Annotated in this window: 25 protein-coding genes; 11 read left to right on the top strand and 14 right to left on the bottom strand. The window is 66.0% G+C overall.

Annotated elements, in window-relative coordinates:
* The first annotated feature begins 80 nt into the window (after nucleotides 1-80).
* Together QCE63_RS29785 and QCE63_RS29780 are read left to right on the top strand one after the other, a co-directional pair.
* Complete coding sequence (locus QCE63_RS29785) at nucleotides 81-1,136, top strand: NAD(P)/FAD-dependent oxidoreductase (protein WP_309838116.1); 1,056 nt, start codon at nucleotides 81-83, stop codon at nucleotides 1,134-1,136.
* A gap of 7 nt (nucleotides 1,137-1,143) precedes the next feature.
* Nucleotides 1,144-1,854 carry an extensin family protein gene (locus QCE63_RS29780; protein ID WP_309838115.1) on the top strand — a complete coding sequence of 237 codons (711 nt, stop codon included), beginning with the start codon at nucleotides 1,144-1,146 and terminating at the stop codon, nucleotides 1,852-1,854.
* Between the two features lie 9 nt (nucleotides 1,855-1,863).
* Here the strand turns inward: QCE63_RS29780 and QCE63_RS29775 are convergent, their stop codons facing one another.
* Nucleotides 1,864-2,553 (bottom strand): HD domain-containing protein, encoded by a 690-nt coding sequence (locus QCE63_RS29775; protein WP_309838114.1) that lies wholly within the window; start codon nucleotides 2,551-2,553, stop codon nucleotides 1,864-1,866.
* Between the two features lie 239 nt (nucleotides 2,554-2,792).
* Between QCE63_RS29775 and QCE63_RS29770 the strand changes: the two genes are divergently transcribed.
* Complete coding sequence (locus tag QCE63_RS29770) at nucleotides 2,793-3,761, top strand: DJ-1/PfpI family protein (protein WP_309838113.1); 969 nt, start codon at nucleotides 2,793-2,795, stop codon at nucleotides 3,759-3,761.
* A gap of 129 nt (nucleotides 3,762-3,890) precedes the next feature.
* Nucleotides 3,891-4,367 (top strand): hypothetical protein, encoded by a 477-nt coding sequence (locus tag QCE63_RS29765; protein WP_309838112.1) that lies wholly within the window; start codon nucleotides 3,891-3,893, stop codon nucleotides 4,365-4,367.
* 21 nt (nucleotides 4,368-4,388) lie between these two features.
* Here QCE63_RS29765 and QCE63_RS29760 read toward each other — a convergent pair whose 3' ends face one another.
* Nucleotides 4,389-4,670 carry a hypothetical protein gene (locus tag QCE63_RS29760; RefSeq protein ID WP_309838111.1) on the bottom strand — a complete coding sequence of 94 codons (282 nt, stop codon included), beginning with the start codon at nucleotides 4,668-4,670 and terminating at the stop codon, nucleotides 4,389-4,391.
* Between the two features lie 251 nt (nucleotides 4,671-4,921).
* Here QCE63_RS29760 and QCE63_RS29755 point away from each other — a divergent pair, with 251 nt between their 5' ends.
* Nucleotides 4,922-5,527: an OmpW/AlkL family protein gene (locus QCE63_RS29755; protein WP_404990232.1), complete on the top strand. Its 606-nt coding sequence runs from the start codon at nucleotides 4,922-4,924 to the stop codon at nucleotides 5,525-5,527.
* A gap of 222 nt (nucleotides 5,528-5,749) precedes the next feature.
* Nucleotides 5,750-6,301 carry a hypothetical protein gene (locus QCE63_RS29750; protein ID WP_309838110.1) on the top strand — a complete coding sequence of 184 codons (552 nt, stop codon included), beginning with the start codon at nucleotides 5,750-5,752 and terminating at the stop codon, nucleotides 6,299-6,301.
* A 116-nt stretch (nucleotides 6,302-6,417) separates the two neighbouring features.
* Here the strand turns inward: QCE63_RS29750 and QCE63_RS29745 are convergent, their stop codons facing one another.
* On the bottom strand, nucleotides 6,418-8,199 hold the full coding sequence (locus tag QCE63_RS29745) for a PQQ-binding-like beta-propeller repeat protein (protein WP_309839325.1): 1,782 nt from the start codon (nucleotides 8,197-8,199) through the stop codon (nucleotides 6,418-6,420).
* A 337-nt stretch (nucleotides 8,200-8,536) separates the two neighbouring features.
* Here QCE63_RS29745 and QCE63_RS29740 point away from each other — a divergent pair, with 337 nt between their 5' ends.
* The 3 genes from QCE63_RS29740 to QCE63_RS29730 all read left to right on the top strand — a co-directional run bounded on the left by QCE63_RS29740 (nucleotide 8,537) and on the right by QCE63_RS29730 (nucleotide 10,212).
* Nucleotides 8,537-8,701: a hypothetical protein gene (locus QCE63_RS29740; RefSeq protein ID WP_309839392.1), complete on the top strand. Its 165-nt coding sequence runs from the start codon at nucleotides 8,537-8,539 to the stop codon at nucleotides 8,699-8,701.
* A gap of 133 nt (nucleotides 8,702-8,834) precedes the next feature.
* Nucleotides 8,835-9,227: a hypothetical protein gene (locus QCE63_RS29735; protein WP_309838109.1), complete on the top strand. Its 393-nt coding sequence runs from the start codon at nucleotides 8,835-8,837 to the stop codon at nucleotides 9,225-9,227.
* A gap of 43 nt (nucleotides 9,228-9,270) precedes the next feature.
* Nucleotides 9,271-10,212, top strand: a complete 942-nt coding sequence (locus QCE63_RS29730; RefSeq protein ID WP_309838108.1) for a hypothetical protein — start codon at nucleotides 9,271-9,273, stop codon at nucleotides 10,210-10,212.
* A 182-nt stretch (nucleotides 10,213-10,394) separates the two neighbouring features.
* Here the strand turns inward: QCE63_RS29730 and QCE63_RS29725 are convergent, their stop codons facing one another.
* The gene (locus QCE63_RS29725; RefSeq protein WP_309838107.1) at nucleotides 10,395-11,405 is read right to left on the bottom strand and encodes a zinc-binding alcohol dehydrogenase family protein; all 1,011 of its coding nucleotides are present in this window, start codon (nucleotides 11,403-11,405) and stop codon (nucleotides 10,395-10,397) included.
* Between the two features lie 144 nt (nucleotides 11,406-11,549).
* On the opposite strand from QCE63_RS29725, the gene QCE63_RS29720 reads away from it, so the two are divergent.
* Entirely contained in the window at nucleotides 11,550-12,419 is an 870-nt protein-coding gene (locus QCE63_RS29720) for an NAD-dependent protein deacetylase (RefSeq protein WP_404990231.1), read from the top strand.
* Nucleotides 12,420-12,436: 17 nt separating this feature from the next.
* On the opposite strand, the gene QCE63_RS29715 is transcribed toward QCE63_RS29720, so the two are convergent.
* A complete protein-coding gene (locus QCE63_RS29715) occupies nucleotides 12,437-13,690 on the bottom strand; it encodes an aminotransferase class V-fold PLP-dependent enzyme (RefSeq protein WP_309838105.1) in 1,254 nt (417 codons plus the stop codon).
* A 253-nt stretch (nucleotides 13,691-13,943) separates the two neighbouring features.
* Here QCE63_RS29715 and QCE63_RS29710 point away from each other — a divergent pair, with 253 nt between their 5' ends.
* A complete protein-coding gene (locus tag QCE63_RS29710) occupies nucleotides 13,944-15,641 on the top strand; it encodes a methyl-accepting chemotaxis protein (RefSeq protein ID WP_309838104.1) in 1,698 nt (565 codons plus the stop codon).
* A gap of 18 nt (nucleotides 15,642-15,659) precedes the next feature.
* Here QCE63_RS29710 and QCE63_RS29705 read toward each other — a convergent pair whose 3' ends face one another.
* The 9 genes from QCE63_RS29705 to QCE63_RS29665 all read right to left on the bottom strand — a co-directional run bounded on the left by QCE63_RS29705 (nucleotide 15,660) and on the right by QCE63_RS29665 (nucleotide 25,228).
* Nucleotides 15,660-16,652 (bottom strand): MDR family oxidoreductase, encoded by a 993-nt coding sequence (locus tag QCE63_RS29705; RefSeq protein ID WP_309838103.1) that lies wholly within the window; start codon nucleotides 16,650-16,652, stop codon nucleotides 15,660-15,662.
* Nucleotides 16,653-16,720: 68 nt separating this feature from the next.
* Nucleotides 16,721-17,158, bottom strand: coding sequence for a PRC-barrel domain-containing protein (locus tag QCE63_RS29700; RefSeq protein WP_309838102.1), 438 nt, complete (start codon nucleotides 17,156-17,158; stop codon nucleotides 16,721-16,723).
* 187 nt (nucleotides 17,159-17,345) lie between these two features.
* Nucleotides 17,346-17,561 (bottom strand): DUF2945 domain-containing protein, encoded by a 216-nt coding sequence (locus tag QCE63_RS29695; RefSeq protein ID WP_309838101.1) that lies wholly within the window; start codon nucleotides 17,559-17,561, stop codon nucleotides 17,346-17,348.
* Between the two features lie 66 nt (nucleotides 17,562-17,627).
* Entirely contained in the window at nucleotides 17,628-18,047 is a 420-nt protein-coding gene (locus tag QCE63_RS29690) for a DUF1810 domain-containing protein (RefSeq protein ID WP_309838100.1), read from the bottom strand.
* A 10-nt stretch (nucleotides 18,048-18,057) separates the two neighbouring features.
* On the bottom strand, nucleotides 18,058-18,975 hold the full coding sequence (locus QCE63_RS29685) for an aldo/keto reductase (RefSeq protein WP_309839323.1): 918 nt from the start codon (nucleotides 18,973-18,975) through the stop codon (nucleotides 18,058-18,060).
* Between the two features lie 188 nt (nucleotides 18,976-19,163).
* Nucleotides 19,164-20,945: a chloride channel protein gene (locus tag QCE63_RS29680; protein WP_309838099.1), complete on the bottom strand. Its 1,782-nt coding sequence runs from the start codon at nucleotides 20,943-20,945 to the stop codon at nucleotides 19,164-19,166.
* A gap of 27 nt (nucleotides 20,946-20,972) precedes the next feature.
* Nucleotides 20,973-21,383, bottom strand: a complete 411-nt coding sequence (locus QCE63_RS29675) for a MarR family transcriptional regulator (protein ID WP_309838098.1) — start codon at nucleotides 21,381-21,383, stop codon at nucleotides 20,973-20,975.
* 28 nt (nucleotides 21,384-21,411) lie between these two features.
* Nucleotides 21,412-22,566 (bottom strand): HPP family protein, encoded by a 1,155-nt coding sequence (locus QCE63_RS29670; RefSeq protein ID WP_309838097.1) that lies wholly within the window; start codon nucleotides 22,564-22,566, stop codon nucleotides 21,412-21,414.
* Nucleotides 22,567-23,272: 706 nt separating this feature from the next.
* The gene (locus tag QCE63_RS29665; RefSeq protein ID WP_309838096.1) at nucleotides 23,273-25,228 is read right to left on the bottom strand and encodes an SUMF1/EgtB/PvdO family nonheme iron enzyme; all 1,956 of its coding nucleotides are present in this window, start codon (nucleotides 25,226-25,228) and stop codon (nucleotides 23,273-23,275) included.
* Nucleotides 25,229-25,567: the final 339 nt, after the last annotated feature.

The raw sequence follows: 25,567 nt of genomic DNA, 5'->3' as shown, positions 1-25,567 counted from the left end.
ATTGCTCCATCAGCGTGCTTTCTGTATCGTGGCCTGAACCCTGCTGCACCGGAACACGCAGCCGAAACAGGAACCCCACGATGACCCCCAGCAGCGAACCCACCACCACCGACGTATTGATCATCGGCGCCGGCCCCGTCGGCCTGTTCGCCGCCTTCGAGGCCGGGGTGATCGGCCTGACATGCCAGATCGTCGATACGCTCGGCCGGATCGGCGGGCAATGCATCGAGCTCTATCCCGACAAGCCGATCTACGACATTCCCGCCATCCCGTCCTGCACCGCGCGCGAACTCGTGGATCGCCTGCTCGAGCAGATCCGCCCGTTCGATGTGCCCATCCATCTCGACCAGCGCGTGCAGTCCGTCACCCAGCGCGAGGCCGATCATCGCTGGACCGTGACCACCGAGAACGGCATGTGCTTCGATTGCGCCGCCATCCTGATCGCCGCAGGCAACGGCGCCTTCGTCCCGCAGCGTCTCCAGGTGCCCGAAGCGGCGGCGCTCGAAGGCACGGACGTGCATTACAGCGTGTCGCGCGCGGCGGATTTCGCGGACAAGAACGTCGTGATTGCCGGCGGCGGCGATTCGGCGCTCGACTGGGCGCTTGCACTGAAGGACATCGCCCGTTCGCTGACGCTGGTGCATCGGCGCAACGGCTTCTCGGCGGCGGCGAATTCGGTAGCGGCGATGAAACGTGCCGTCGAAGCGGGCGAGATGAGTTTCGTGGTCGGCATGATCGACTCGCTCGATGCCCCGCAAGGCCAGCTGGAACGCGTGCGCGTCAAGCAAATCGAAGGGGCGACCCAACTCGCGGCGGACAAGCTCGTGGCGCTGTATGGCCTCGTGTCGGAGCTCGGCCCTATCGCGACCTGGAATCTCGATGTGCGCGGCGGCCGCATCGAAGTGGATACGTCGAACTATGAATCGTCGCGGCCAGGCATCTTCGCCGTGGGCGATATCGCCCACTATCCGAACAAGCAGAAGCTCATTCTGTCGGGCTTCCACGAGGCGTCGCTCGCGTTGCGCAAGGCCTACGCCTACGCTTATCCCGACAAGAAGCGCATGCACGTGCATTCAAGCTACGACGCGAAGCTCGCGGAACGCGTGAGCGCCGCGCACGCGGCCGATCATTCCTGAGCGACGCATGGCGGGCCGGATCATCGGCTGGCTGCTGCTGGCGATGCTGGCTGGCGCGCTGGCATTCGGCTTTGGCGTGTATTCACGGCGCATCGCGCTGCCCGAACGCTACGATCCCTTCGCGCCGCTCGACGTGCGCGCGCCGCGCGACACGTTCACGCGTTTCAAGCTATGGCGCGCGATGCACGACCCGCAGCGTTGTGACGCCGCGCTCGCGCGCTCGGGGCTCGTCTATCGACGCATGGCGGACGCAACGGGGCAGGGCGGTTGTTTGCTGAAGGACGTGGTGCGCGTCACACAGACAGAAGACGTGCGCTTCAGCGCGCCGTTTCTCGCGACCTGTCCGCTCGCGCTCGGCCTCGCGTATTTCGAGCATCAATACCTGCAGCCCGCCGCGCGCGAAACCTTCGGGAAAAGCGTGGCCCGTATCGAGCACGTGGGCAGCTATGCCTGCCGCAACGTCAATCATCAGCAGGACACGGCGTTGAGCCAGCATGCGAGCGCGAACGCCATCGACCTGACCGGCTTCGTGCTCGACGATGGCCGCCGCATCACGCTCGCCCGCTGGGACGACGCTGCTTCACCCGACGCACTCTTTCTGCGTCGGGTCCACGCGGGCGCATGCCGTTCGTTCGACACGACGCTCGGCGCCGACTACAACGCGCTGCACAAGACGCACTTTCATGTGGACATGGGGCCGTACAGCTTCTGCCGATGAAACGTCCGCTCAGCCGTGCGCGTGCGCCGGGTTGCGGCAACTCGCGTGATCGTGCGGCTGGTCGTTCCATGCCGAGCCGAGAATGATGCTGCAGAAGTTCAGCCGCCGGTAGTTCGGGTCCTTGAGCGCGAGCACATCGGCCTTGACGTTGCCGAAGGTCGATTCCGGCTTGTTGATCGTGCCCTGCGTGAAGGCATCGATGATGCCTTCCTTGAAGTTCACCTCGCGCGGATGAGCGGCCACCACGAGGCGCCGCTGATCGTCGGTGAACTGGTCGTAGGCGAGCCCGAGCACGTCCATTTCGACGCCCGCCGTGACCAACGCGACCACCGGCTTCTTGTGCTGCGGAATGCCCGGCGTGGTGTGCAGCGCGATCGCGTCCCACACCTGCTCGATATCGTTCTCACCGATGCCGTGCTGATGCAGGAACGCGCGCGCCGCATTCGCGCCATCGACTTCAAAGCGATCATGCGGGCTGCTGTAGGCCGGCGTGAGGCCCATATCGTGGAACATTGCGCCGATGTAGAGCAACTCCGCGTCGTACTTGAGCTGCTTGCGTTCGCCGGTCAACGCGCCGAACAGGAACACGCGGCGCGAGTGGTGATAGAGCAGGTCGGGCTCGGTGTCGCGCACGAGTTGCGTGGCTTCACGCGCGAGGCGGCTATCCGGGATGTTGATGCCTGCGATGATTTCGTTCATGACAGAGACTCCTTGAAAGTTGACGCGGCGGCAGATCGAAACAGGCGAGACAGTCGAAACGTGAGGAACATGAAGCCTTGCATTGCTAGAATCGCAGCAGTCGCCGCCGGGCTGGATCAGTGTGTTGCGACAGTCATCAGTCTCGGCAAAACGCGCGTCGGTCTCAATCGAAACGATGCGCCGAAGCCTGCCAAGCGCACGCTGTCTTCTGCCACGCGCGTCTCACGGACTCTTAGCCGATGCATACCGTTGCGATAGCCATCTTCCCGGGCGTGCAGGCGCTCGATGTAGCCGGTCCGCTCGATGTCTTCGCCGAAGCCAACGGCTTCGTGCCGGGCACGGAGGGCTACGCGATCACGCTGGTCGGTCCGGAGGAGGGCGTCGTGCGGGCATCGAACGGTACGCGTCTGCTGGCTGATGTCGCCTTCGACGCCGCCGGCCAACGCTACGGCACGGCGCTCGTCGCGGGTGGTCCCGCACTGCCGACAGAGCCGCCGATTCCCGCGCTGACACGCTGGCTGACCGAGGTCGCCGTACACAGCGAACGCTACGGCTCCATCTGCACCGGCGCGTTCGCGCTGGGCCATGCGGGCCTGCTCGACGAACACGACGTCACCACGCACTGGCAGGACGCACGCCGGCTCGCGGCTGCGTTTCCGCGCGCGCGGGTGGAGCTGGACCGCATCTACATGCGCGATGGCCGTCTCGTCACATCGGCGGGCGTGACGGCGGGCATCGACGTGGCGCTTGCGCTGGTCGCGGAGGATCACGGTCCGCAGGTGGCGCTCGCGGTGGCCAAACGCCTCGTGGTGTTCGCGCAGCGGCGCGGCGGGCAGTCGCAGTTCAGCCCGTACCTCAGCGCACCCGCCGACGACACCTCGCCCGTCGCGAAGGTGCAGGCGTATGTGATGGAACACATCGGCGCGCGGCTTTCAGTGGCGCAACTCGCGAGCGTGGCCGGCATGAGCGAGCGCAACTTCGCGCGCGCCTTCGTGCAGCTCGCGCAGATGACGCCGCATGAGTTCGTCGAGCGCGCACGTGTCGATGCCGCGCGCAATGCGCTCGAAAGCAGCGACACACCGCTCAAGACGGTCGCGTATGAATGCGGCTTCGGCACGGCGGATCGCATGCGGCTGGTGTTCGCGCGGCGGCTGGGTGTGTCGCCGAACGATTATCGGGCGAGCTTTCGGGCACGCTTCGCGAAATGATCCGCGCGGCTCGCCGACGTGTCACCAAGGGTTCGCTAGAATTCAGGTGAACGCGGCGCGGCCGGAAAGGCGGGCACGGCACGTGCAGCGCAGGCCGCGACATCCACCCTCGACATATCGGAACAGCGAATGACGAAACACGAAACCGCCACGCAGGATCCCTACGAACGCCGCGCGTTGCTGCTGCATCTGGGCGACGTACTGGAGGCGATGTTCTGCGTGAGCCAATGCGCCGAGGAATACGCAAGCATCGGCGATGCGCTGAAAGGCAACGACGCGCTGGCCGGCTTCACGCTACTCGGCTTCATCGATCCCGGCATGGCGCCGCGCGAATTCATCCGCCGCGCGTCCGGTGCGTTCTTTGTCTGGCCGAAGGCATTGCTCGACGAAACGCTCAATCGGCCGTTGCTCGCGAATACGGTGAAGCACGATCTGTTCGCCGGGCGCACGGAGGGCTGGAACGCCTACATGCAGGAGCGTCGCAAGGACGTGCCATGGTTCGGCGAGGATTTGCCGGACGAGGCGCACAGCGCTGCGCCGGCGCATGAAGCCGCAACGCCGGAGCCTTCGCGCTACGCCACCTGGCCCTGGCGCAACGAGTCCTGACACCGCAGTAACGCCGCTGTCCTATTGCTTTTTGCCCATGGTGCTGGAGCCGGCATCGAAACCGAGTCCATTGGGACGTTTCGCCGATTCCGCCTTGCCCGCCGATGTCTTGCCGGGCCGCGTCTTCAGCGCGTCGCTGGCGTTCGCGGCGGCGGCCGCGGGCGGCGTCGTGTTGTGCTCCTGGTAAGCAGGCGTGCTGTCGTATTGAAGCTTGTTCGGCTGCTGGGCATTCGCGACCACAGCCAGCGTACCGCCCAGCAGAATCCCCGCCATGCGTCCGAGTGCGTTGCGTGTGGGTTTCATCTGCACCTCCCTTTGTTCTGCACTTTCCTCGAATTCAGCAAGACGCGGACCTGCCCGCACAACACGATCCGTGCCGTTTGCTTGTCGATGCGCAAGCATCGCTCGCGCAAATCTCGGGACCTGCCTTTTGCTTGATGGCGGTCAAGGGCGCGGGTCTCATCCCTCGGGAAAATCCTCATTTTCAACGCGGGATAACGAAAATGAGAAAGGCATCAGGGGTGGTTGCGGGCGTGATCGCACTGTCTTGCGTCATGCTGTTTTCAATGCCAGCACGCGCCGGCGATGACACACCGGCCAACGTGCCGAGCGGCGGACTTCATGCGGGCGACCTGCTCGTGCGGCTGCGCACGATCAGCATCCAGCCGGAGGTGAAGGCGGGCGGCGCGCTGGGCACGCTCGACGCCGGCGTGAACAACGCGATCGTTCCCGAACTCGACTTCACCTACATGATCCGTGACCAGATCGGCGTGGAGCTGATCCTGGCAACGTCGCGGCATCAGGTGACGTCGAACGTGGGCGGGCTGGGCGGAGTGGGCGTCCTGCCGCCCACCTTGTTGCTGCAGTATCACTTCAATCACGCGGGCCGCGTGCGTCCGTATGTGGGCGCGGGCGTGAACTACAGCTACTTCTACAACGACAAGCTGAAGGCCGGCGCGACGCCCGTGTCGATCAAGCACAGCAGTTTCGGTCCGGCGTTGCAGGTGGGCGTCGACGTGCAGGTCGCGAAGAACCTCTTCGTCAATGCGGACCTGAAGAAGATCTGGATGCGTACGAGCGCGTCGGCGGACGGCGCGGACCTCGGTTCGCTGAAGATCGATCCGTGGGTGCTCGGCGTGGGCATCGGCATGAAGTTCTGAGGCCTGGCGCTGCCTGTCGACGTTCGTCGCCCCGCGCCTTGTCTGAAAAATGGCGGATGAAGCCGGTGCTTCTGGCGTGGACGGTTTTGCTTGCGCGGTATCCTTGGCAGCAGGCCCGGCGCAGACGCGCGCCGTCCGGATGCCGGTGCGTGCGCGCCCGGACCGGCCGGCGGCAAGCCGTCTGCAACGACTAATAACACCGCATCGGGGAACGCAAGCCAAATGAGACTTTCCACTTACGCGGGAATCGCCTTGCTCGCAGCGTCAGGCGCCGCTGCCGCGCAACAACCGCTGGCCTTGCCCGGCCGTAGTCAGAGTTCGTGGCAGCAATCGGTCGATACCGCCGCCTGCTACGCCTACGCCAACCAGAACACCAAAGTGAACATGGCGCGCGAAGCGCAAACGCCGCCGCGCGATGCGCCCCGTGAACCGCGTCCGCTCTCGCCGCCGCGTCCGCTCGAGCCGCCGTTGCCGCCGGCCGCATCGGGTGCGCTGGCGGCCTCCGCCGCGTCGTCGGCGGTGGCGGCGTCAGGTGCGACCGGTGCGTCCGCCGTCACGGTGGCGGGCGCTTCAGGCGCGCATGCCGCTTCAGCGCCGCAGGGGGCATCGGCGGCGCTGCCGGCGTCGGGCATTGCGACCGCGTCCGGCGCATCCGACGCCATTCTCAGCGGCGACATGAAGATGCCGCCCCTTCCTCCGCCCGAGCCGCCGATGGTGCGCTACTGGCGCGCCTACAGCGACTGCATGCAGAATCGCGGGTATTTCGTGCGTTGAGGTTTGCGTGTTGAGGTCCATGCGCTGAGATTCACGCGCCGGGGTTCACGCACTGCGATTCACACGCCGATATTCGCGCGCGTCCGTTGCACCGGACGCGCACAAGCACAATCCCGCTATTGCAGCAGCCCGAACACCGCGACACCCGTCGTCGTGCCGACGAAGACCTTGCCGTTCGCGATCATCGGCGTAATGAACTTGTTGCCGGCGCCCCATTGATCACGCGCGCCCGCCTGATTGCTGTTGTACAGTTCGCGCCCGAGGTTGGCCGCGTCGTACGCGTGCAGCGCACCCACCGCGCCGTTTTCGGCGGCCCACACAATGCCGTTCGCCGCGCCGTTCGCCGAGATCGCGGGCGTCGTGCCGGGATAGGGAAAGGCGGTTGCGCTGCGCGATGCCGCACTGGTCGCGAGCATTGCGTTGCTGATGGGCAGCGCCTTCAGGCTGTCATTGAGTCCGCCGTAGTAGACCACGCCGTTATAGTAAGCCGACGATCCCCAGATGCCCCCCGCAAGCGTGCCGACGAGCGTCTGCCAGTTGCCGTTTGCATTGGGGTTGTACTTGCCCATCGCGTCGCGGTCCACGACATAGATCTTGTTGTCCTTGCCCGCTCCAACCGCCAGGCGCTTCACGGTGCCGTCGCTCATCGTCTGGTCGGGCAGCAGCAGCGGTCCGCCCGAACCGAAGTCCTCGTCATTGCCTGCCTGCTGCACGTTGTTCATCGTCGCGAAGTAATCGACGACCTTCAGATCCGGCGCCAGCGACATCTTCATGAACGTGTTGGCCAGATTGCCGTCGACGGGAAAGCCCTGTGCGTTCAGCGTCGGCGTGAACGAGCCGTTGCCGGCGATGAGGTACACGTAGGTGCCGTCGGAAGCCATGCCGGAGCCCGCCATCCAGACCGAACCCTGCGCGCCGTTCGCGGTGATGTTGATGACACCGGTCTGCGCGAGCGTGTCGGCGCTGTAGGCCATGACCCAGCCGGTGTACGGGCCGGACATGCAGTGCGCGGTCCAGCCCATGTAGACGTTGCCGTTGACGAGCGTGAGCGCGACGCGTTCGGTATGCAGCGCGGGATCGAAGGTGATCACGCCGTTCACGCTGTTGCTGCCGGCGCCGGGATAAGTCGCCGCGATCTCGCGCGGGCCGCCGAACAATTCGGCGCCGGTCGCGAGGTCGATCGCATGCAGGCGATGATGCGCGCGGCCGTTGGCGTCGGAACTCATGGCGACGGCGTACAGCACGCCGCTCGGGCCGCGCGAGCGGTCGATCACCGGTGTCGACGTGATGCCGATCTCCGGCGACAAATCCTGGCAGGCGGTGGTCGTGGGCGTTTCGCCCGCGCCCAGCAGGGGGATCTGCCAGAGTTGCGCGCCGGTGTCGGCGTCGAACGCGTACAGGCTGCCGTGCTCCGTTGCCGCGTAGACCACGTTGTGCGACGCGCCGCCGATCGGCAGGCCCGTCACGTGCAGCGGCTGGGCATCGACGCGTCCGTCGGTGGCCAGCATGCGCAGCTTGCCGAACGTCGATGCATTCACGTTCGCGAGTGTGAGCTTCGTTTCCGCGAGCATCTGGCCGCTGCGGGAGAGGTCGTTGTGATGCATGAGGACATCGGTGGGAGACGAGCGCGCCGTGGTCATCCCACCGCCGGTTCCCGTATTGCTGCCGGAACCCGTGCCGCTTCCGGAGTTGGTCCCGGTGCCCGATGAGGTGCCGCTCCCGGAACTGCCAGCGCTGCCGCTGCCGCTTCCGGACGCAGACCCCGACCCGCCGCTCGATGGCGACCCACTGGACGCGGTCGATGAGTCGCCCGAACCGCCTCCGCCTCCACCGCATGCAGCGATGGCCACCGCGACGATCACTTGCAGTGACCGTCTGAGCCAGCGGGCGCGGCGCATGCGCGCCGGAGATGGATCGTGACCGGGCGAACGGGACTCGTCATTCGGCTGCTGCGCGCGCATACGAACCTCACGTGGACGGTCCCGGATGATCGTTGCGTATCGCGCGCCGGGTCAGCGCGAAGAGGGCTGGCGCTTGCCTTCGATGGCGCTTTCGCCGCGTTGGCCGAGGGGGAGATGCAAGCGTTGCCGGACTCATGGTATCGAACGGGCAAGCGAGCCGAACGACACTTTCAACGCCCAAAGCGCCAGCGGCGCGCCGCGCCGTCTGGTCGGTTCATAGGGCGAAATCGGGATGGCGGCGGGTCGTGAATCCTCAGCCGGTCCACGAAGGTCGATGCGCATGCGGCGCGGCGCGAATTCGCGTCCGGGCGCGCTGAAGGACCGGCGGCGCTGCCGGCATCGGGCATTGCCGCCGCATCCGGCGCCCGAGCTGCCGATGACCCGTTACTGGCGCGCCGACAGCGACTGCATGCAGAACCGCGGCTACATCGTGCGCTGATCTCCGCGTGCCCGGTCCGCCGGGCCCGCTTCCACGACCAGCGACCGGATGACCTCGTTTGCGCAGGCGCAGGCAGAATTCGCGCGGATCGAAGAAACAGGCGCTTACTGGATTATCCCGACGACGAAACACATTGCAGGGGCATCCTGACCGGGGTCATTCCGTTGTAAATGGCGCCATGCGTTTCGTGCGCGAATTGTTTTACAGCAGCGCTGTTCAAACGCTCCTGGCAACCAGCCGTACCCAGCGCAGTTTCGTTTCAGCCAAACTGGCCATTCGGGATTTCTCCTCCTCACCCGCCCTATCCATAAGTCACAATCAACCCGCGCCGGATTCGACCGTCTTGCAGGAGCGTGCGGTATTCAGCCGGATCCTGACCGCGCGACACCTGAATTGCCTTCATCCGTTTGGAAACAACTCTTCATCAGCGATGGAGAAAGCGTGCATTGCTGAAATCAATCCCTCATCCCCGGATCGCAACGAAATTCCTTGCGTCTGCTGGGTAAGGAGAAAAAATGCCAACTGAAGTCAAAAAAGATTCATCCAGATAAAGTTACTCATTCAACTCTATGAAATCCAATCGTTTCGCCAAAGCTGGCCTTTATTATTTTTTTACATTTCCTGTTTCGATGCTCGCTGCATGCGGCGGTGACAGTGGCGGAATTTCGTCACCAGCGGCTGCTCCTCAGATTGCATCAACCACAGAGAGTCTCGTGGCAACTCCATTCGGTATGCAGCCGACATCCAAGGTATTCGCGCTCAAGGCTGGCGAGAATCTAAGCCGTGACGGAGACACGGTTGTCAAGACTGACAAGAATGGAAATATTGTCGAACGCATGGGCAATTTGCCGGCCTCAACCAGTAAGAAGGCCCCGGTTCAAAGATCAACCACGAGCATTTCCGGCGCCGGATATCTGACTGAGTACAATGTTCCATCAACCGACGTTATCGCCTCGTTTTCGACAGACTGGGTTGTCCCGAAAGACCCGGCTCAAGCCAACAAAACCCTGTTCCTGTGGAATGGTCTGCTTTCATCTGATCGCACCACATTCATGCAGCCCGTTCTCGAATGGAATAATGGTGTCGCTGGCTGGCAGATACGCAACTGGGTGGCAATCAATGATACCTATTACTACGGAGGCGCCGAGCCGGTCAAGGCAGGCGATCAGTTGACGGGTGTCATGACGCTGCAGTCTGCTACTTCAGCTGGATACACCTACACAATATCATTTGCCGGACATTCTGAACTTGACTATACGGCGACATTCGCCAGTCCGGCCGATACATTGATAGAAGAATGGGAAGCTTACACGGACTCTCAGACAGATTTCCCCCCGCAGGATTATGCGAGAATGGGAAACATCAAATATCTTAAAGACGGAAGCAATGTGAATCAACCCGTCACCTGGTCGATCTATTCCAATGGCGCGTTATCCACTCCCTCCGGATTGAATACCGTGGTCAACAACAACGGGACAGCCAACACCTCGGTAGACTTTTATTTTCAATGAGACGGTTGGCCCAGGAGCGAGGGTGGGAATTCAGACGAAAAAAGCAGTAGGCGGCGGTACTGGCCTGCAATCCGCGACCAGGCTCGCGCGCGCCGCTGTCGTCTGTTGCTGCGCGAATGCCGGGCATCCGCTCAGCCAATCAGTCCCGCCTCACCCTGTGCGCAGCACTGCACGACGACCGCTCAACACTCGACGATCGCCTTCACCACGCCCGCCTGGGGATCGAGCAGCGAAGAAAAGCGTTCGGGCACGTCGTGCAGCGCCAGCCGGTGCGTGTTGAGCGCGTCAGTGGGCACGTCGCCGCGGCGCATCGCGGCGATCACGGTTTCGAAGTCTTCCGGTGTCGCGTTGCGGCTCGAGAGCAGCGTCGCCTCGCGCTTGTGAAACTCAGGATCGGCGAACGAGAGCCGGTCCGGCACGATCGACACCAGCACGTACTTGCCGCCATGCGCGATGAATTCGAAGCCGCGTTCCATCGCGCGCGGGTTGCCGGTGGCATCGAACACGACATCGAAGAATTCGCCGTTCGTGAGCGTCGACAATTCGTCCTTGTCCTTCTCGCCGATCTGCACGGTGGCGTCCACTTTCAGCTCGCGCTTGCAGAACGCGAGGCGGTCCGCGCGCGTATCGAGCGCGGTGACGTTGGCGCCGCGCAGCCGCGCGAAGGTGAGCGCCGCCATGCCGATCGGCCCCGTGCCGACCACCAGCACGCGCTGGCCCGGCTGGACATCGGCGCGGCGCACCGCATGCGCGCCGATCGCGAGGAATTCGACCATCGCGGCCTGATCGAGCGTGACGCCTTCCGCCTTGTGGACGAATTGCGCGGGCAGGTTCAGGTATTCGGTGAAGGCGCCGTCGCGATGCACGCCGAGCACCTGGATGTTCACGCAGCAATTGGTCTTGCCCTGACGGCAGGCAATGCACTTGCCGCAGGAGAGATAGGGCATCACGTAGACGGTGTCGCCGGCGGCGAGCCCGCTGGCAGGATCCGCTTCCTCGATCACGCCGGACAGTTCGTGGCCCATCACGCGCGGATAGGAGAGATAGGGCTGATTGCCGGTGAAGATGTGCAGGTCGGTGCCGCACACGCCGACGCGCTTCACGCGCAGCAGGACTTCGTTGGCGCCGCGTTGCGGCTTGTCGCGCTGTTCGGCCTTGAGGGTTCCGGGCGTTTCGCAGATGACGGTCAGCATGCGGATGGTCTCGATGTGTCGTTGGAGTGGGGTGCCGACAATCTAGCGACGGCCACTCATTTGGTCAAGCCAATTTACCAATCGTAAAATTGGTAAGGCCAGCGGCGCGGCTCGTTTGCCCGTATATTTTGACTCTATCGATCGATACGGACGCGTCCCCCACGCGCGTCGAAAGGACGACACGTGCAGCAGCTTCATGAATTTGTCGAACGGCATCCGCGGCTGTTCGTGCTGTCGGGCGCGGGCATCAGCACCGAGTCCGGCATTCCTTGTTACCGCGACCGCGAAGGCCAGCGCACCGGCCGCTCGCCCATCCTGCTCAAGGACTTTCTCGATTCCGATCATGCGCGCCGACGCTACTGGGCGCGCAGTCTGATCGGCTGGCCGATGGTGGAGCAGGCTCGCCCCAATGCCGCGCATCATGCGGTGCGGGCGCTTGCGGCGCGTTCGCGGGTGCATCGGCTGGTGACGCAGAACGTCGATGGCCTGCATACGCGCGCCGGCAATCCGGACGTGATCGAACTGCATGGCAACATCGGGCGCGTGCGCTGCATGGCCTGCGGCGAGCCGCACACGCGCGCGGCCGTGCAGCGCCTGCTCGAGACGTTGAACCCGGCGTTCGTGGGCCATACGGCGCCCGCCGTGCCCGATGGCGATGCGCACATCGAGGATCTCGACTTCGCCGCCTTCGAGGTGCCCGGCTGCACGCGCTGCGGCGGCATGCTGAAGCCGGATGTGGTGTTCTTCGGCGAAAGCGTGCCGCGTCCGCTTGTCGAGGACGCGGCGCGCTCGCTCGAAGGCGCCGATGCGATGCTGGTCGTCGGCTCGTCGCTGATGGTCTATTCCGGCTATCGCTTCTGCGAATGGGCCGCGAAAAGCGGCAAGCCGATCGCGGCGATCAATCTCGGCAAGACGCGCGCGGACGCGTTGCTCGCGCTGAAAGTGGAAGCGCCGTGTTCGGAAGCGCTGCAAGCGCTGATCGAACGGCTGGATGCGCGGCCGGTCGCGGGCTGAACGCGCGGGCGCGTGCTTCAAGCCCCGCGCGCGAGCGTCCTGATACCGTCGAGCAGACGCGCTGCATCCTCCATGCGCGAAAACACGGCCGGCGTCACCCGCACGACTTCGCCCGCCTCGGGCCCCGGACGCGTCACCGTGAACACGCCGAAGCGCTCGCTCAGCGCGGCCACGAGCGCATCGCAGGCCGCCTTGCCAGCGTGGCCGCGCAGCCGGAACGCGGTGATGCCCGCGCTCATCGACGGATCCCCCGGTGTCAGGATCTGCACGCCGTCGATCTCCCGCGCCGGTTCGGCCCAGGCATCGCGCAGCGCGCGCACCCGCGCTTCCTTCGCTTGCGCGCCGATCCGCTGGTGCAGCTCCAGCGCCGCCGGCACCGTGAACCACGCGGCGAAGTTGGGCGAGCCGGTGTGGACGCGCGCGCGAATGTCGTCGGCGGGCCAGCTGCGATCGCCGAGATACGGATCGATCGAAGTCACGCGACCGCGCCGCACATAAATGGCCCCGCAACCCAGCGGCGCGCCGATCCACTTGTGCAGGTTCAGCGCGGCAAAGGGCGCGTCGAGCGCGGGAACGTCGAAGTCCAGCTGGCCCCATGAATGCGCGGCATCGACGATCACATCCGCGCCCGCGCGTTCCGCCATCGCCGACAACTCGGCCACCGGAAGCACCAGTCCCGTTGCAAAGCACACATGCGAGAGCAGCACAAGGCGCGTGCGTGGATGCGCGCGCAGCGCCTGCGAGTACGCGTCCAGAACTGCTTCGCGCGTGGCGGGCTCGGGTATGACGAGACGCACCGGCGTCACGCCGCGCCGCTCGCGCAGCCATTCCATCGCGTCCTTGCCGCAGGGGTAATCGAGATCGCTGTACAGCACGGTGTCGCCGGGCGCGAGGCGGTTATAGCCGCTGATGAGCGCCAGCAGTGCTTCGGTGGCGTTGCGCGTCAGCTCGATCTCCTCGGGCGCGCAGCCCATCGCGGCCGCGACCCGGGTACGCAGGCCGTCCAGCAGCGGCGTGTAGTGCCGCCGGATCAGCAGCGTCGTCTCGCGGTTCACGCGTTCGGTCCAGTGCTCGAACATCTGCCTGACCGGTTCGGCCATGGCGCCCCAGAAGCCGTTCTCCAGGTTGATCAGTTCATCCGATTGCCGGTACAGGCCGCGCACGGCGGTCCAGTAAGACTCGTCGGCGGCGAGGTTTGAGGCAGGCGTCGGTGGAAGCGCGGCAAGCGCTGCTTCAAATTCAGGCGTACGGAAGTCGAGTAAATCGGACATAGCTCGTTATTGGACATGTTCGACGGACAGGCGCGGCTGCTCAGTATCGCCGATTTGCTGCCTCCGCCGAGGTAGACAAAGTCCAGACTTATTTACTTGTCTGATCTTAAGAGCGAAGCCTGCAGGCCGTAATCAGTACCTAGAGCGCCGCGCCCCGCATGAGGGCAAACGTTCACCGCGCCTTTCAGACCGCGCGATCCGAACCCAATGACGCCGACAGTCCCAACAAACGGACCCTGAGAGAACCCAAACCATGAACCTCAAGAACATCACGATCAAAAACAAATTGATCGCCGGATTCGGCATCCTGGCCGTGCTGGTCGTGCTGGTGGCCGGCATGTCGCTGCGGGCGCTGTCGGTGGCGACCGACGGCTTCTCGCACTACGTGAACGGCATCAACGCCCGCGCCGATGTCGCCGCGCAGGTCCGCACCGCCGTCGACCGCCGCGCCATCGCCGCCCGCAATCTGGTGCTGGTGACGAAACCCGCCGACATCGAGATCGAGAAGGAAGCCGTCACGCGCGCGCATGAAGACGTGCAGGCGCGGCTCAAGCAATTGCGCGACATGATCGCCGGCGCCGCCGACACGAGTGAGCAGGCCCGCAGCCTGGTCGCCGAGATGGTGCGCGTGGAGACGCTGTACGGGCCGGTGGCGACGGATATCGTCGGCCTGGCATTGGCGGGCAAGCACGAGGACGCGATCGTAAAGATGGACGACCAGTGCCGTCCGCTGCTCGCCCAGCTCGTCAAGGCCACCGACGACTACGCGAGCTACACCATCGCGCGCCGTCAGGAGATCGTGCGCGACTACGACGCCAACTATGTGCTCCAGCGCAACGTGCTGATTGCGCTGTGCGCGGCGGCGTCGCTGTTCGCGGGGATCGCGGGCATCGCCATCATCCGTTCGATCACGCGGCCGATCGGTACGGCGGTCGACATTGCGCAGACGGTCGCGCGCGGCGATCTGACGAGCCGCATCGTCGCCGACGCGAAGGACGAAACCGGCGACCTGCTGCGCGCGCTCGCCGAGATGAATGCCCGTCTGACCGAGACCGTCAACCAGGTGCGCGAAAGCAGCGGCGCCGTGGGCAACGCGGCGAAGGAGCTCGCGACGGGCAATACCGACCTGAGCCAGCGCACGGAGGAACAGGCTGCGTCGCTGCAGGAAACCGCGGCCAGCATGGAACAGCTCACGTCGACGGTCCGTCAGAACGCCGACAACGCCCAGCAAGCCAGTTCGCTGGCGTCGAACGCGTCGCAGATCGCGATGAAGGGCAGCGACGTGGTGGGCCGCGTCGTGGCGACGATGAACGGCATCAGCGACAGCTCGGACAAGATCGCGGAGATCACCGGGATCATCGAGGGGATCGCGTTCCAGACCAATATTCTCGCGCTCAACGCGGCGGTCGAAGCGGCGCGCGCCGGCGAGCAGGGTCGCGGCTTCGCGGTCGTGGCGAGCGAAGTGCGCAGCCTGGCACAGCGTTCGTCGAGCGCGGCGAAGGAGATCAAGGACCTGATCGCCGCTTCCGTCGACAAGGTGCGCAACGGCTCCGAACTCGCGGGTGAAGCGGGCACGACGATGGCCGAAGTCACGCAGGCGGTCGCGCGCGTGACGGACATCATGCAGGAGATCGCGGCGGCTTCGGCGGAACAGGGGCGCGGCATCGAGCAGGTCAACCAGGCCATCACCCAGATGGACGAAGTCACGCAGCAGAACGCCGCGCTGGTTGAGGAAGCCGCCGCCGCCGCGACTTCGCTGGAGGAGCAGGGACGCCGGCTCAACCAAGCCGTGGCGTTCTTTGCGGTGGAAGGCGGCGCGCCGTCGCACGCCTCTCAGGCGGTGCGCGCAACGCACGCGGTGCGGGCGCCGGCCGTCAAGCCCGCCCGGACCGTCGCGCCGGTGACGAGCACCCGTCCGGCGGTCAGCGCCGACGGCTGGAGCACCTTTTAAAGCGCCTCACACCGCACCTCAAGCGTTGACGTCGACGATCACGCGCCCGGCCACTTCACCGCGCAGCAGCCGGGCGGCGTGATCGGGTGCATCACCCAGCGCGATCGTCGCCGCGACGCTTTCCATGGTCGCCACCGGCACGTCTTCCTCGATGGCCCGCCACGCGGCGACCCGCCGCTCGCGCGGCACATAGACGCTGTCCACGCCCAGCAGCGCCACGCCGCGCAGGATGAACGGCGCGACCGACGCCGGCAGATCCATGCCTTGCGCGAGGCCGCACGCCGCCACCGCGCCGCCATAGCGCAGGCTTGCGCAGACATTGGCGAGCGTATGGCTGCCGACGCAATCCACCGCCGCCGCCCAGCGCTCCTTCTGCAAGGGCTTGCCCGGCGCGGACAGCGTGCCTCGCTCGACGATGTCCGCCGCGCCCAGTTCACGCAGCCGCGCGGCTTCCTCGGGCCGTCCCGTCGAGGCCATCACGCGATAGCCGCGCCGCGCCAGGATCGCGACCGCAAAACTGCCGACGCCGCCGTTCGCGCCCGTCACGAGCACGTCGCCGTCGGCGGGGCTCACGCCGTGCCGTTCCAGCGCCTGCACGCACAGCATGGCGGTGTAACCCGCGGTGCCGACGGCCATCGCCTGGCGCGCTGTGATGCCGGCGGGCAGGGCGATCAGATGTGCGCCCGGCACGCGCGCCTTTTGCGCGAGTCCGCCCCAATGGGTTTCGCCCGCGCCCCAGCCATTCATGACAACCGCGTCGCCGGGCTGATAGTCCGGATGCGAACTCGTCTCCACGACGCCCGCGAAGTCAATGCCCGGCACCATCGGCCAGGTGCGCACGACCGGGCCCCGGCCGGTGATCGCGAGCGCGTCCTTGTAATTGAGCGTGGAGTACTCGATGCGCACCAGCACGTCGCCTTCGCCGGATGCGGCAAGCCGGGATTCGTCGATCGACTCGACGGCAGCAAGCGTGCGGTCGTCCTGTTTTTCGAGCATGAGGGCGTTGAACATCGGCGGGCTCCGTTGGCTGGAAAAAAAGGGCGGCACGAGGCCGCCCCGTTCGTGACGCAGAGGCTGGATCAGTGATGTTCGTAGTCGGCGCGCGGCTGCGCCGTGGCCTTCACCTTGTTGTACTGGAACTCGGGAAGCGCCTTGATGGCGTCCTTGGTCGCGCCCGCGAGCACCAGCTTGCCGTCCTTGACGTCGAGTTGATCGACCGGAATGGCAACGTCGTGACGGGACACGCCGAGGAACTGGTTCGCCGCGATGATGACGAACGACACCGACTTGTCCGGCGCGACGATGATGTCGTGGATCACGCCGACGCGCTGGCCCTGGTCGTTGACGACGGGCTTGTTGAGGATGGACTTCTTGACGCTCCAGCCATTGATGATGGCCGTCGAGACCTCGACCGATACGCCGAGCGGCTGAGCGCCGGCGACCTGGGCAAACGATGCTGTGGAAGTCAGGCCAAGCGCCGACGATGCAACGAGCAGTGCCACGAGTTTCGCTTTCATTCTTCGGATCCTCAAAGGGTTGGGCCAACCGGTTCAATGGGAAATGCGCGATTCAAGCTTGCAGCGCGAGGGAAGTTTGAACGTTTCTCGTGGTTTCTGCAGAAACGGTGTCCGCCCGCGCCGCGCGCACTGCATTAGTGCGAGCGTGCTGCGGCAGCGGCGGCAGCGGCAGCGGCGGGAGGGTGGGTCAGTGCGACAGGCGCTTGAGCGCATCGCCCTTGTGAACGGCCCGCTTGCCGCTCTTGTCGCTTTCGACCTCGAAATGCGGATCGTCGGACGACGCGTTGACGGTGTGGCCGTCGAGATGAGTGCGCTCGGTGATGACGCGCACGACGTGCCCCGTCGTTTCGCCCTGCGGGGTGTTCCAGCTGACGTGGTCCTTGACCTTGAAGGCATGGCTCATGACACAGGCTCCGTTCGGATGAGGATGCCTGCGTTCGCGCAACGGCTGTGCCTGTCTCGGGAGGCGCTACAGGCGCGCGAGCGTCGCCTCGTCCGCGCGACCTTCGAAATAGCGGCGCAGCGCTTCGTCGAAGACGGCGGGATCGTCGGCGGTGCGGGCGAACAGGGTCATCGACGAATGGAATTTCAGGTCGTCCGGATGGCCGAAGATAGCCTCGACGCCGCGTCCCTTCACACCGTTCACCAAGCGTGTCAGTTCGACGAGGCGCGCGCCCAGCGCCGGATGCGCGAGGTACGCGCGGGCTTCGTCGCGCGACGAGATGGCGTAGCGCTGCGCCATTGCGCTGTGGCCCAGCCCTTCGATCTGCGGGAACACGAACCACATCCAGTGCGTGCGCTTGCGGCCGGCGGCAAGCTCGGCGCGAACGTCCTCGATGATGCCCGACTGGGCATCGACGAAACGTTGCAGGTCGTAGAGATCGCTCATGGTCGGCTCCTTATGCGACGGCGACGGCGGCGGCGATGCGCTGTCTCATCGCCGCGTCCGGAAAGTCGCCGCTGCCCGCGCGCGCGTTGTCGATCATGTATTCACGCTTGCCGGTGCCGGGAATCACGCAGGTCACGGCGGGGTTGCCCAGTACGAATTTGAGCAGAAGCTGTGCCCAGGAAGCGCAGCCGAGTTCGCGCGCGAAGTCCGGCAGCGGCCGGCCGCGCAGACTGGCCAGCAGCGAGCCCCCGCCGAACGGCTGGTTCACGATCACCGCGACGCCGCGTTCCGCTGCCAGCGGCAGCAGGCGTGCTTCGGCGTCGCGATCGTTGGCGGCGTAGTTGATCTGCACGAAGTCCACCCGCTCCGAGCGCAGCACCGCTTCCATCTGCGGAAACGCGCTGGCGGTGTAATGCGTGACGCCCACGTAGCGCACCTTGCCGGCGGCCTTCCATTCGCGCAGCGTCGCGAGCTGCGTGCGCCAGTCGAGCAGGTTGTGGATCTGCATCAGATCGATGCGATCCGTCTGCCAGTAGCGCAACGACTGCTCCATCTGCGCGATGCCTGCCGCGTGGCCTTCGGTCCACACCTTGGTCGCGATGAAGGCGCGCTCGCGCGTGTGCGCTTCGGCCAGCAACGCGCCGGCGACCTCTTCGGAGGAGCCGTACATCGGCGAGGAATCGATCACGGAGCCGTCTGCCGTGAACAGGGCGTTCAGTACGTCGGCGAGTTCGCGGCGGCGGGCGGTGTCCGTGCCGGCGTCGAAGGTGCGCCAGGTGCCGCAGCCGACTATCGGCAGTGGCTCGCCTGTCGAGGGAATCGGACGCTTGAGCATGAGTAGCGTCCCGGCGGCTTGAGTGGCGCGTCCGGCCTGCGCCGTGAGCGCCGCGGCGGCTGTCCAGCGGAGAAAGGCGCGGCGCGTGGTCATGACGGCAGCACGCGCGCCGGGATGGGGCGTGGAAAAGCCGACGATAAAGTGCATGAGGAAGCGCGCGGCATGGCGCACGACGGAGAACACGGCAAAGCCCACAGCAAAGCGGCCATTTCCTATGCTCCTGCGATAGCGTGGACGACTGCTTTCGGAAACGCCAACCCCCGAGAAAGTTCCTCGCCGCCTCAGTGTTTCCGCAATGCAGGCGCGCGTCGGAAGCCCCTGAACCGTTCGCGCCGATGTTCCTCGTCGAAGTGCGCGCGCGCCGGTTTCACGAGATCGCTGCGCGCGACGATGCCAACGAGCCGCAACGAAGCCGCGTCCGCGACCACCGGCAGACGTTCCAGCTCGTGAACGGCAAGACGCGTGGCCGCGAGACGGCACGGTTCGCCCGGCAGCGCGAAAACCGGCGCGGCATGGCCGGCGCGGCGCAATGCCTCGCCGACGCTGACGCCCGCCTCCTGCACCGACGAAGCGCCGATCAACGTGCCCAGCAGCGCCCGGTCGAGCATGCCGGCGAGCGCGCCGTCGCGCAGCACCGGATACGCCCGGTGCATCTGCTGCGCGCCGAAGTGTTTCGCGAGGACGTCGGCGAGCGGCATGCCGGCGTCGATGGTCTGGGCATCGCGCGTCATCACTTCCTCGACGTGATGCCGCTCCAGCGGGTCCACGCCATATTCGCGATAGATGTGATAGCCGCGCCGGGCAATCTTCTCGGTCATGATCGAGCGCTTCATGACGACGGTGGCGAACCCGTGCGCGACCAGCGTGGCCGCGAGCAGCGGCAGCAGCGCATTGGCGTCGTGCGTGAGGCCGAAGGCGAACACGATGGCAGTCAGCGGCGCGCCCAGCGTGGCGCCGAGCGTCGCGGCCATGCACACCAGCGGCCAGAGCGCCGCGTCGTGTCCGGGCAGGACAGCGCCGAGCGCGGTGCCAAGGCCGGCGCCGAGCATCAGCAGCGGCGCGAGCACGCCGCCCGACGTGCCCGACGCGAGCGCGATGACCCAGATGATGGCCTTCACCGCGAGGATGGAGAGCGCCACCTGGATGGCGATGTGCTGATGCAGCAGGTCGCCGATCACGTCATAGCCGACGCCGAGCGCGCGCGGCTCGATATAGCCGCCGATGCCGACGAACACCGCACCGAGCGCGGGCCACCACATCCAGTGCACGGGCAGCTTGTGGAACAGGTCTTCGAGCTTGTACAGGGACGCCGATAAGCCCGAAGCCAGCGCGCCCGACAGCAGGCCCGCGACGAGACAGGAGAGCAGCGACATCATCTGCGGCGGCGCGGTCTCCAGCGGAAACAGCGCGCCGGTGCCGAACACCGCGGCGCGCGCGAAACCCGCGACCGCGCACGCGAGCGCCACTGGCAGGAAGCTGCGCGGGCGCCATTCGAACAACAGCAGCTCGACTGCGAGCAGCACCGCCGCGACCGGCGTGCCGAACACGGCGGTCATGCCGGCGGCTGCGCCCGCGACCAGCAGCGTCTTGCGCTCGGCGGCGGTCACGTCGATGCACTGCGCGATCAACGAGCCGAGCGCGCCGCCGGTCATGATGATCGGGCCTTCGGCGCCGAACGGCCCGCCGCTGCCGATCACGATGCCCGACGACAGCGGCTTGAGAATCGCGACTTTCGGCGACATGCGGCTCTTGCCGAACAGGATCGCCTCGATGGCTTCGGGAATGCCATGGCCGCGGATCTTCTCCGAGCCGAAGCGCGCCATCAGCCCGACGATCAGCCCGCCGATCACCGGAATCCCGATGACCCAGGGACCGAGCGTGTTGAGCGCCGGCGAATGTTCCGCCACCGAGAACGTGCCGAAGAAAAACAGGTTGGTGAACAGATGAATCAGCCCGAGCAGCACGACCGCCGCGAGCGTGCTGATTGCGCCGATGACGGCGGCCAGTCCGCAGATGGTGAGCAGGCGGTCGTTGACGGAGAAGTCGCGTTTATGCTGGTCCATGAGATGAGCTCCCGATGTCCTGATGAATCAAAGATCGATTTGCGGCACGCGGAACGCGCCCTGCAGCGACTTCAGCTCCGCGCGGTGCAGCGCGGCGAGACGCGCCAGTACCTCTTCACCGCGCGCCTCCAGATGTACCTGCACCTGGCGACGGTCCGTGTCGCTTGGCGCGCGTCGCACGAGCCCGGCCGTCTCGCAGCGCGTGACCAGGGCGACCACGCCGTGATGGTGCGACTGCAGCCGTTCGGCGAGTTCGCCGACCGTCGCCCAGGCGCGGCCCGGATAGCCCTTGATGTGCAGCAGCAGCAGGTACTGCAACGGCGTGATGCCTTCGTCCTGCGCGGCGTGTTCGGAGAAGCGCTCGAAGCGCCGCATCTGATAACGAAATTCGGACAGTTGTTCGAAGTCCGGTTTGGCGAGCGTGCGTGATCGGGTCATGGAAACGGTTGGGAAAAAATGAGGTGTGTCAGGCCTGCTTGCGCTCGGCCGTGAACGACTGCTGGTAGAGACCGGCGATCAGGTCGGCTTCGGTAATCATGCCGGCGAGCCGGCCGTGCGCATCGACCACTGGAATATGGTGATGGCCGAAGTGCGCAAACATCGGCACCAGTTCGGCGATGGCGGTGTCCGAGGTCACGGTGCGGACCTCGGTCGTCATCAGGGCGGCGACGCGCAGCGCCTCCGCCGAAGGTCCGCGCACGGCCCGCGCCAGCGCGGTGCGCACGTCGTGCAGGGTTCCACCGCGCCGCACGGGCGCGAGGTCCGCGCGCGTGACGATGCCGCAGATGCGGCGCGCGGCATCGATCACCGGCAGCGCCTTCACGCGATGGCGTCCGAGCAGCGCGAGCGCCTCGAGTGCGCTCGTCTGCGGCGTCACTGAAACGACCGTGCGCGACATGATGTCCGCGCACCGGAACTCCGTGAAACGGCGCGCATAGGCCTGAAGCTGGGTTTCGCGCAGCAGGGTTTCCAGATCGTCCGGATCGACGTCGAGCAGTTCGCTGCGGCGCGCCAGCACGGCATGCAGATCCGCGCGCGTGAACGATGCGGCGTCCTGCGGCGCAGCGGTGGGTTTCGGCGCGGCATGACCGTGCGGATAGCGATGACCCGTCAGCGCATGAAACACGATGGCCGCGCCCAGCAGCGCCGCCGACTGGAGCGCTACCGGCGCGAACACGAAGCCGTAGCCGAGCGCGTGAACGGACGGCCCGCCGAGTACGGCCGTCAGCGCGACCGCGCCCGACGGCGGATGCACGCAGCGCAGCGCGAACATGGCGCAGACGGCGAGCGCGACGGCGAGGGCAGCGGCATCGACGGGATCGTGGATCAGCAGCGCACAGCTCACGCCGACCGTCGCCGACACCAGATTGCCGCCGATGATCGACCACGGTTGCGCCAGCGGGCTCGCCGGCACCGCGAACAGCAGCACGGCCGAGGCGCCCATTGGTGCGATCAGATAGGGAATGGTGGCGGCGCCGTTCGTCAGCAGATGGCCGATGCCGCCCGTCAGCGCAATGCCGATCAGCGCGCCCAGACCGCCGCGCAGACGTTCGCTCCAGCGCAGCGTGACGGGAGCGGGAAGGAAAGCATGCAGCCAGCGGAGTAAAGCGGATCGCGACACGGGTCGGGCATTCCGGAAAAGTCAGTCAGTGGGTTACACACTGTCTGGCCGGCGGAAGGTGCGAGAGCGAGCGTGCGTCGAATTCGAAAGTATATCTCAACGTGATATAAATCGTCCGTTTTCGGCGAACGTGGAGTCCGTCTGATGGCAAGTTTCAGGCACGGCTGTGTCCTGAACCTTCGATGCTTTGCACCGCGAGCCGAACTCGGATAGGGCCCGCTCGATTCTTTTTCTGCTGCGAACCGGTGTGCTCGCCTGTGTCTGTCCGCGCCGGCGCGCGCCGCGCAGAGGGACACGACCTCGACGAGATCGTGGTCGCAGAAACGGTTCGCTGACGGAAAACGAGACGAGCGTGCTGCGGTTCGGCACGCCGGCCGGCGTCCAGAATGCCGCGCAGAGGAATGTCGGGTACAACCGGCGCATGTCGAACGTGGATGACCTTGCGCATGCCTTCAGCAGTCACGTGCGGAGGGCGCGCCGATGTTCGAGGACTAGAAGCCGCGTGTCGTGATTTCCGTCGAGATCGAGCGTGGACTCGACCGTGCATCCGAAGTACAGAGAGCCTCGGTCTGAAGCGTCGATTCCCGGCGCATTCATTGACTTCACCGTTCCAGGGCAGCGGCCGGCTCAGGCAGCAATCGCTTCGCAAGATCGAGCGGGACCCGCCGCAGCGGATCATCGTCAGGATGGGACCGAGGAACGCCGCTCATTCCATCTCGCGCGCGACCCGAAAACCGTTCTGCGATTGCCGCACGCTCGCGCTGTACTTGAAGCGCGTTGCGGACTGCATGTAGCTCGCACCTTCCCGCCACGATCCGCCGCGGATCACGCGCACCGAGCAGGAGGGCTCGTCCCACGCGCGGCCATCGGCGGGAGCGCTCTTGTAGGAGCCGTGCCAGCAATCGGCCACCCACTCCCACACGCTGCCGTTCATGTCATGCAGCCCGTAGGGATTCGCCGCGAACGATCCGACCGGCGTCGGCGCATCGGCGCGGTACGGCTCGCCGCAATCCTTACAGTCGGCGTTGCCTTTCTTCATCTGATCGCCCCACCAATAGACCGTCTGCGTGCCGCCGCGCGCGGCGTATTCCCATTCGGCCTCGGTCGGCAGGCGATACGGCTTGCCGCCCACCTTGCTCAGCCATTTGACATACACCTGCGCATCATCCCAACTGACGTTGCGCATCGGCGCATTGGCGCCCGGCTCGCCCTCCGGTGCGATGCGCGTGCAGGCGCCGGCATCGGCGCAGGCGTTCCATTGCTCGACCGTCACTTCGTTCTTGCCGATCGCGTACGCATGCCCGATCGATACCTTGTGCGGCGGCTTCTCGGCGGGATCGTCGTTGTTGCTGCCCATCGTGAAGCTGCCGGGCGTGATCGCGATCAGGGCGGGGCAGGCCGGACAGTCCTTGATTTCGCCGCCCGCAGTCCTGGCGGCGGGACGGGCTGACGCGGCGGCAGCGGCGGCTGTCGCAGCAGGCGCGGGGGAAGGCGCAGGCGCAGCCGTCGATGCACTCGGACGCGGCTTTTCCGGGGCTGCGGCGGTGGTGGGCGTCGTGGGGGCGGCAGGCGTGGGTTTGGGCGCGGGCGCGGCGGGTGTGGCGGTGGCGGCCGATGGCGCCGTCGGCGGTGCAGCAGGCGCCGGTGCGCTTGGCTTCGCGCTTCCGGCCGCGTGCAATCGTTCGATGCGCGCCTTCGCGAGCGCCGCGAAACGGCCGTTCGGATAAGCCTTCAGGTAGGCCTCGTAGTCGCTTGGGAACGTGCTGTCCTTGATCGAGTCCCAGAACGCCAGTTCGTATTGCTCATTGCTGTCCTTGGGAAGAATGCCGCGCGTGCGAACGGTTTCATCCGTGGCGGAATCGGCGGCATAAGTGGCGGTTGAGGCGGCAACATGCAGGCTGTCCGATACCGCGCCGATCGCAAAGCCCTGTTCCAGCGAAGACCTGATCCATGGTTGCTGTGCCTGGTGCGTCAGCGTCGCGACCTGTGCGGCCGCCCCGTTGAACGTAGAGGCGGACACCACGCTCCGCTCGCCGAACGCATGCAGCAACGCCGCCGTATAACGGCCATTGCGCCCACTCTCGCCGGCCTCTTCGCCGGGCGCGGCCGCGTAGGCGACGAGCGTGCGCGGAGGCAGGCGCCATGCCGCCGGCGCCGTCTTTTCGAACGGCTCGGACAGACACATATCCAGCACCACGACATTCGCGCCGCCGGGTCGCGCGCGCGCCATGCGCTCGACAATCTCCCGCGCCGCCACGCCCTTGGCGACGAGCTGAGCGGGCGCGCCCGCAGGCGCATCGAGCGGCAGGAGCAACGCATCGCCGCCCACCTGAACACCGTGACCCGCGAAGTACACGAGCGCCGTGTCGCGTGGACCGAGCCGGCTGGCGAAATCGTCGATGGCGCGCCGCAGGGCGCCGGCGTTCAGATCGACGCGGCGCGTGACCTCGAAGCCCAGCGACGCGAGTGCCTTTCCGATATCGTCCGCATCGCGCGCGGCGCCGGGCAGCGGATGCCGGTCATAGCCCGCATTGCCGATGACGAGCGCGGCGCGCTGCGGCGCGAGCGGTGCTGCGGATGCGCTGGACGACGCCGCGCGTGCGGGCGCGAATGCGGCGCCGATCGTTACGAACATGCTTGCGATGAAAAGAGTTCGCCACATATTCACACCCTGTGCGTCCGGCTTCGAGTTGTAGGGCGCAGCGCCGCGTGCGCGCTTCTGCGCAAAGACTGCATGGGCGAGGTCCGCGCCCGGGGCCGGTCACGTGAAGCGAAGCGCGTTTCCGTGCCAGTGCAGCAACAACAACGATAGCACTTAGTCATACGATGCTTCATCCCCTTGAAGGAGGGCTCCGCAATGAGGCATTCGGGGCCCTGCGTGCGCACGTATCTTTTTTAAACGTTAGGGCCTAATCTAAAAAAACCGCAGACGATGTCGAGCGCTTCAAGCCTGTGCGTACCGTGCGTACGCTCGTGCAGGAAGCGATTCCCTGGCTGACCG

It is taken from the genome of Caballeronia sp. LZ065 (genome assembly GCF_031450975.1).
Lineage (GTDB): Bacteria > Pseudomonadota > Gammaproteobacteria > Burkholderiales > Burkholderiaceae > Caballeronia.
This window is presented reverse-complemented; position numbering and strand designations above follow the sequence as displayed.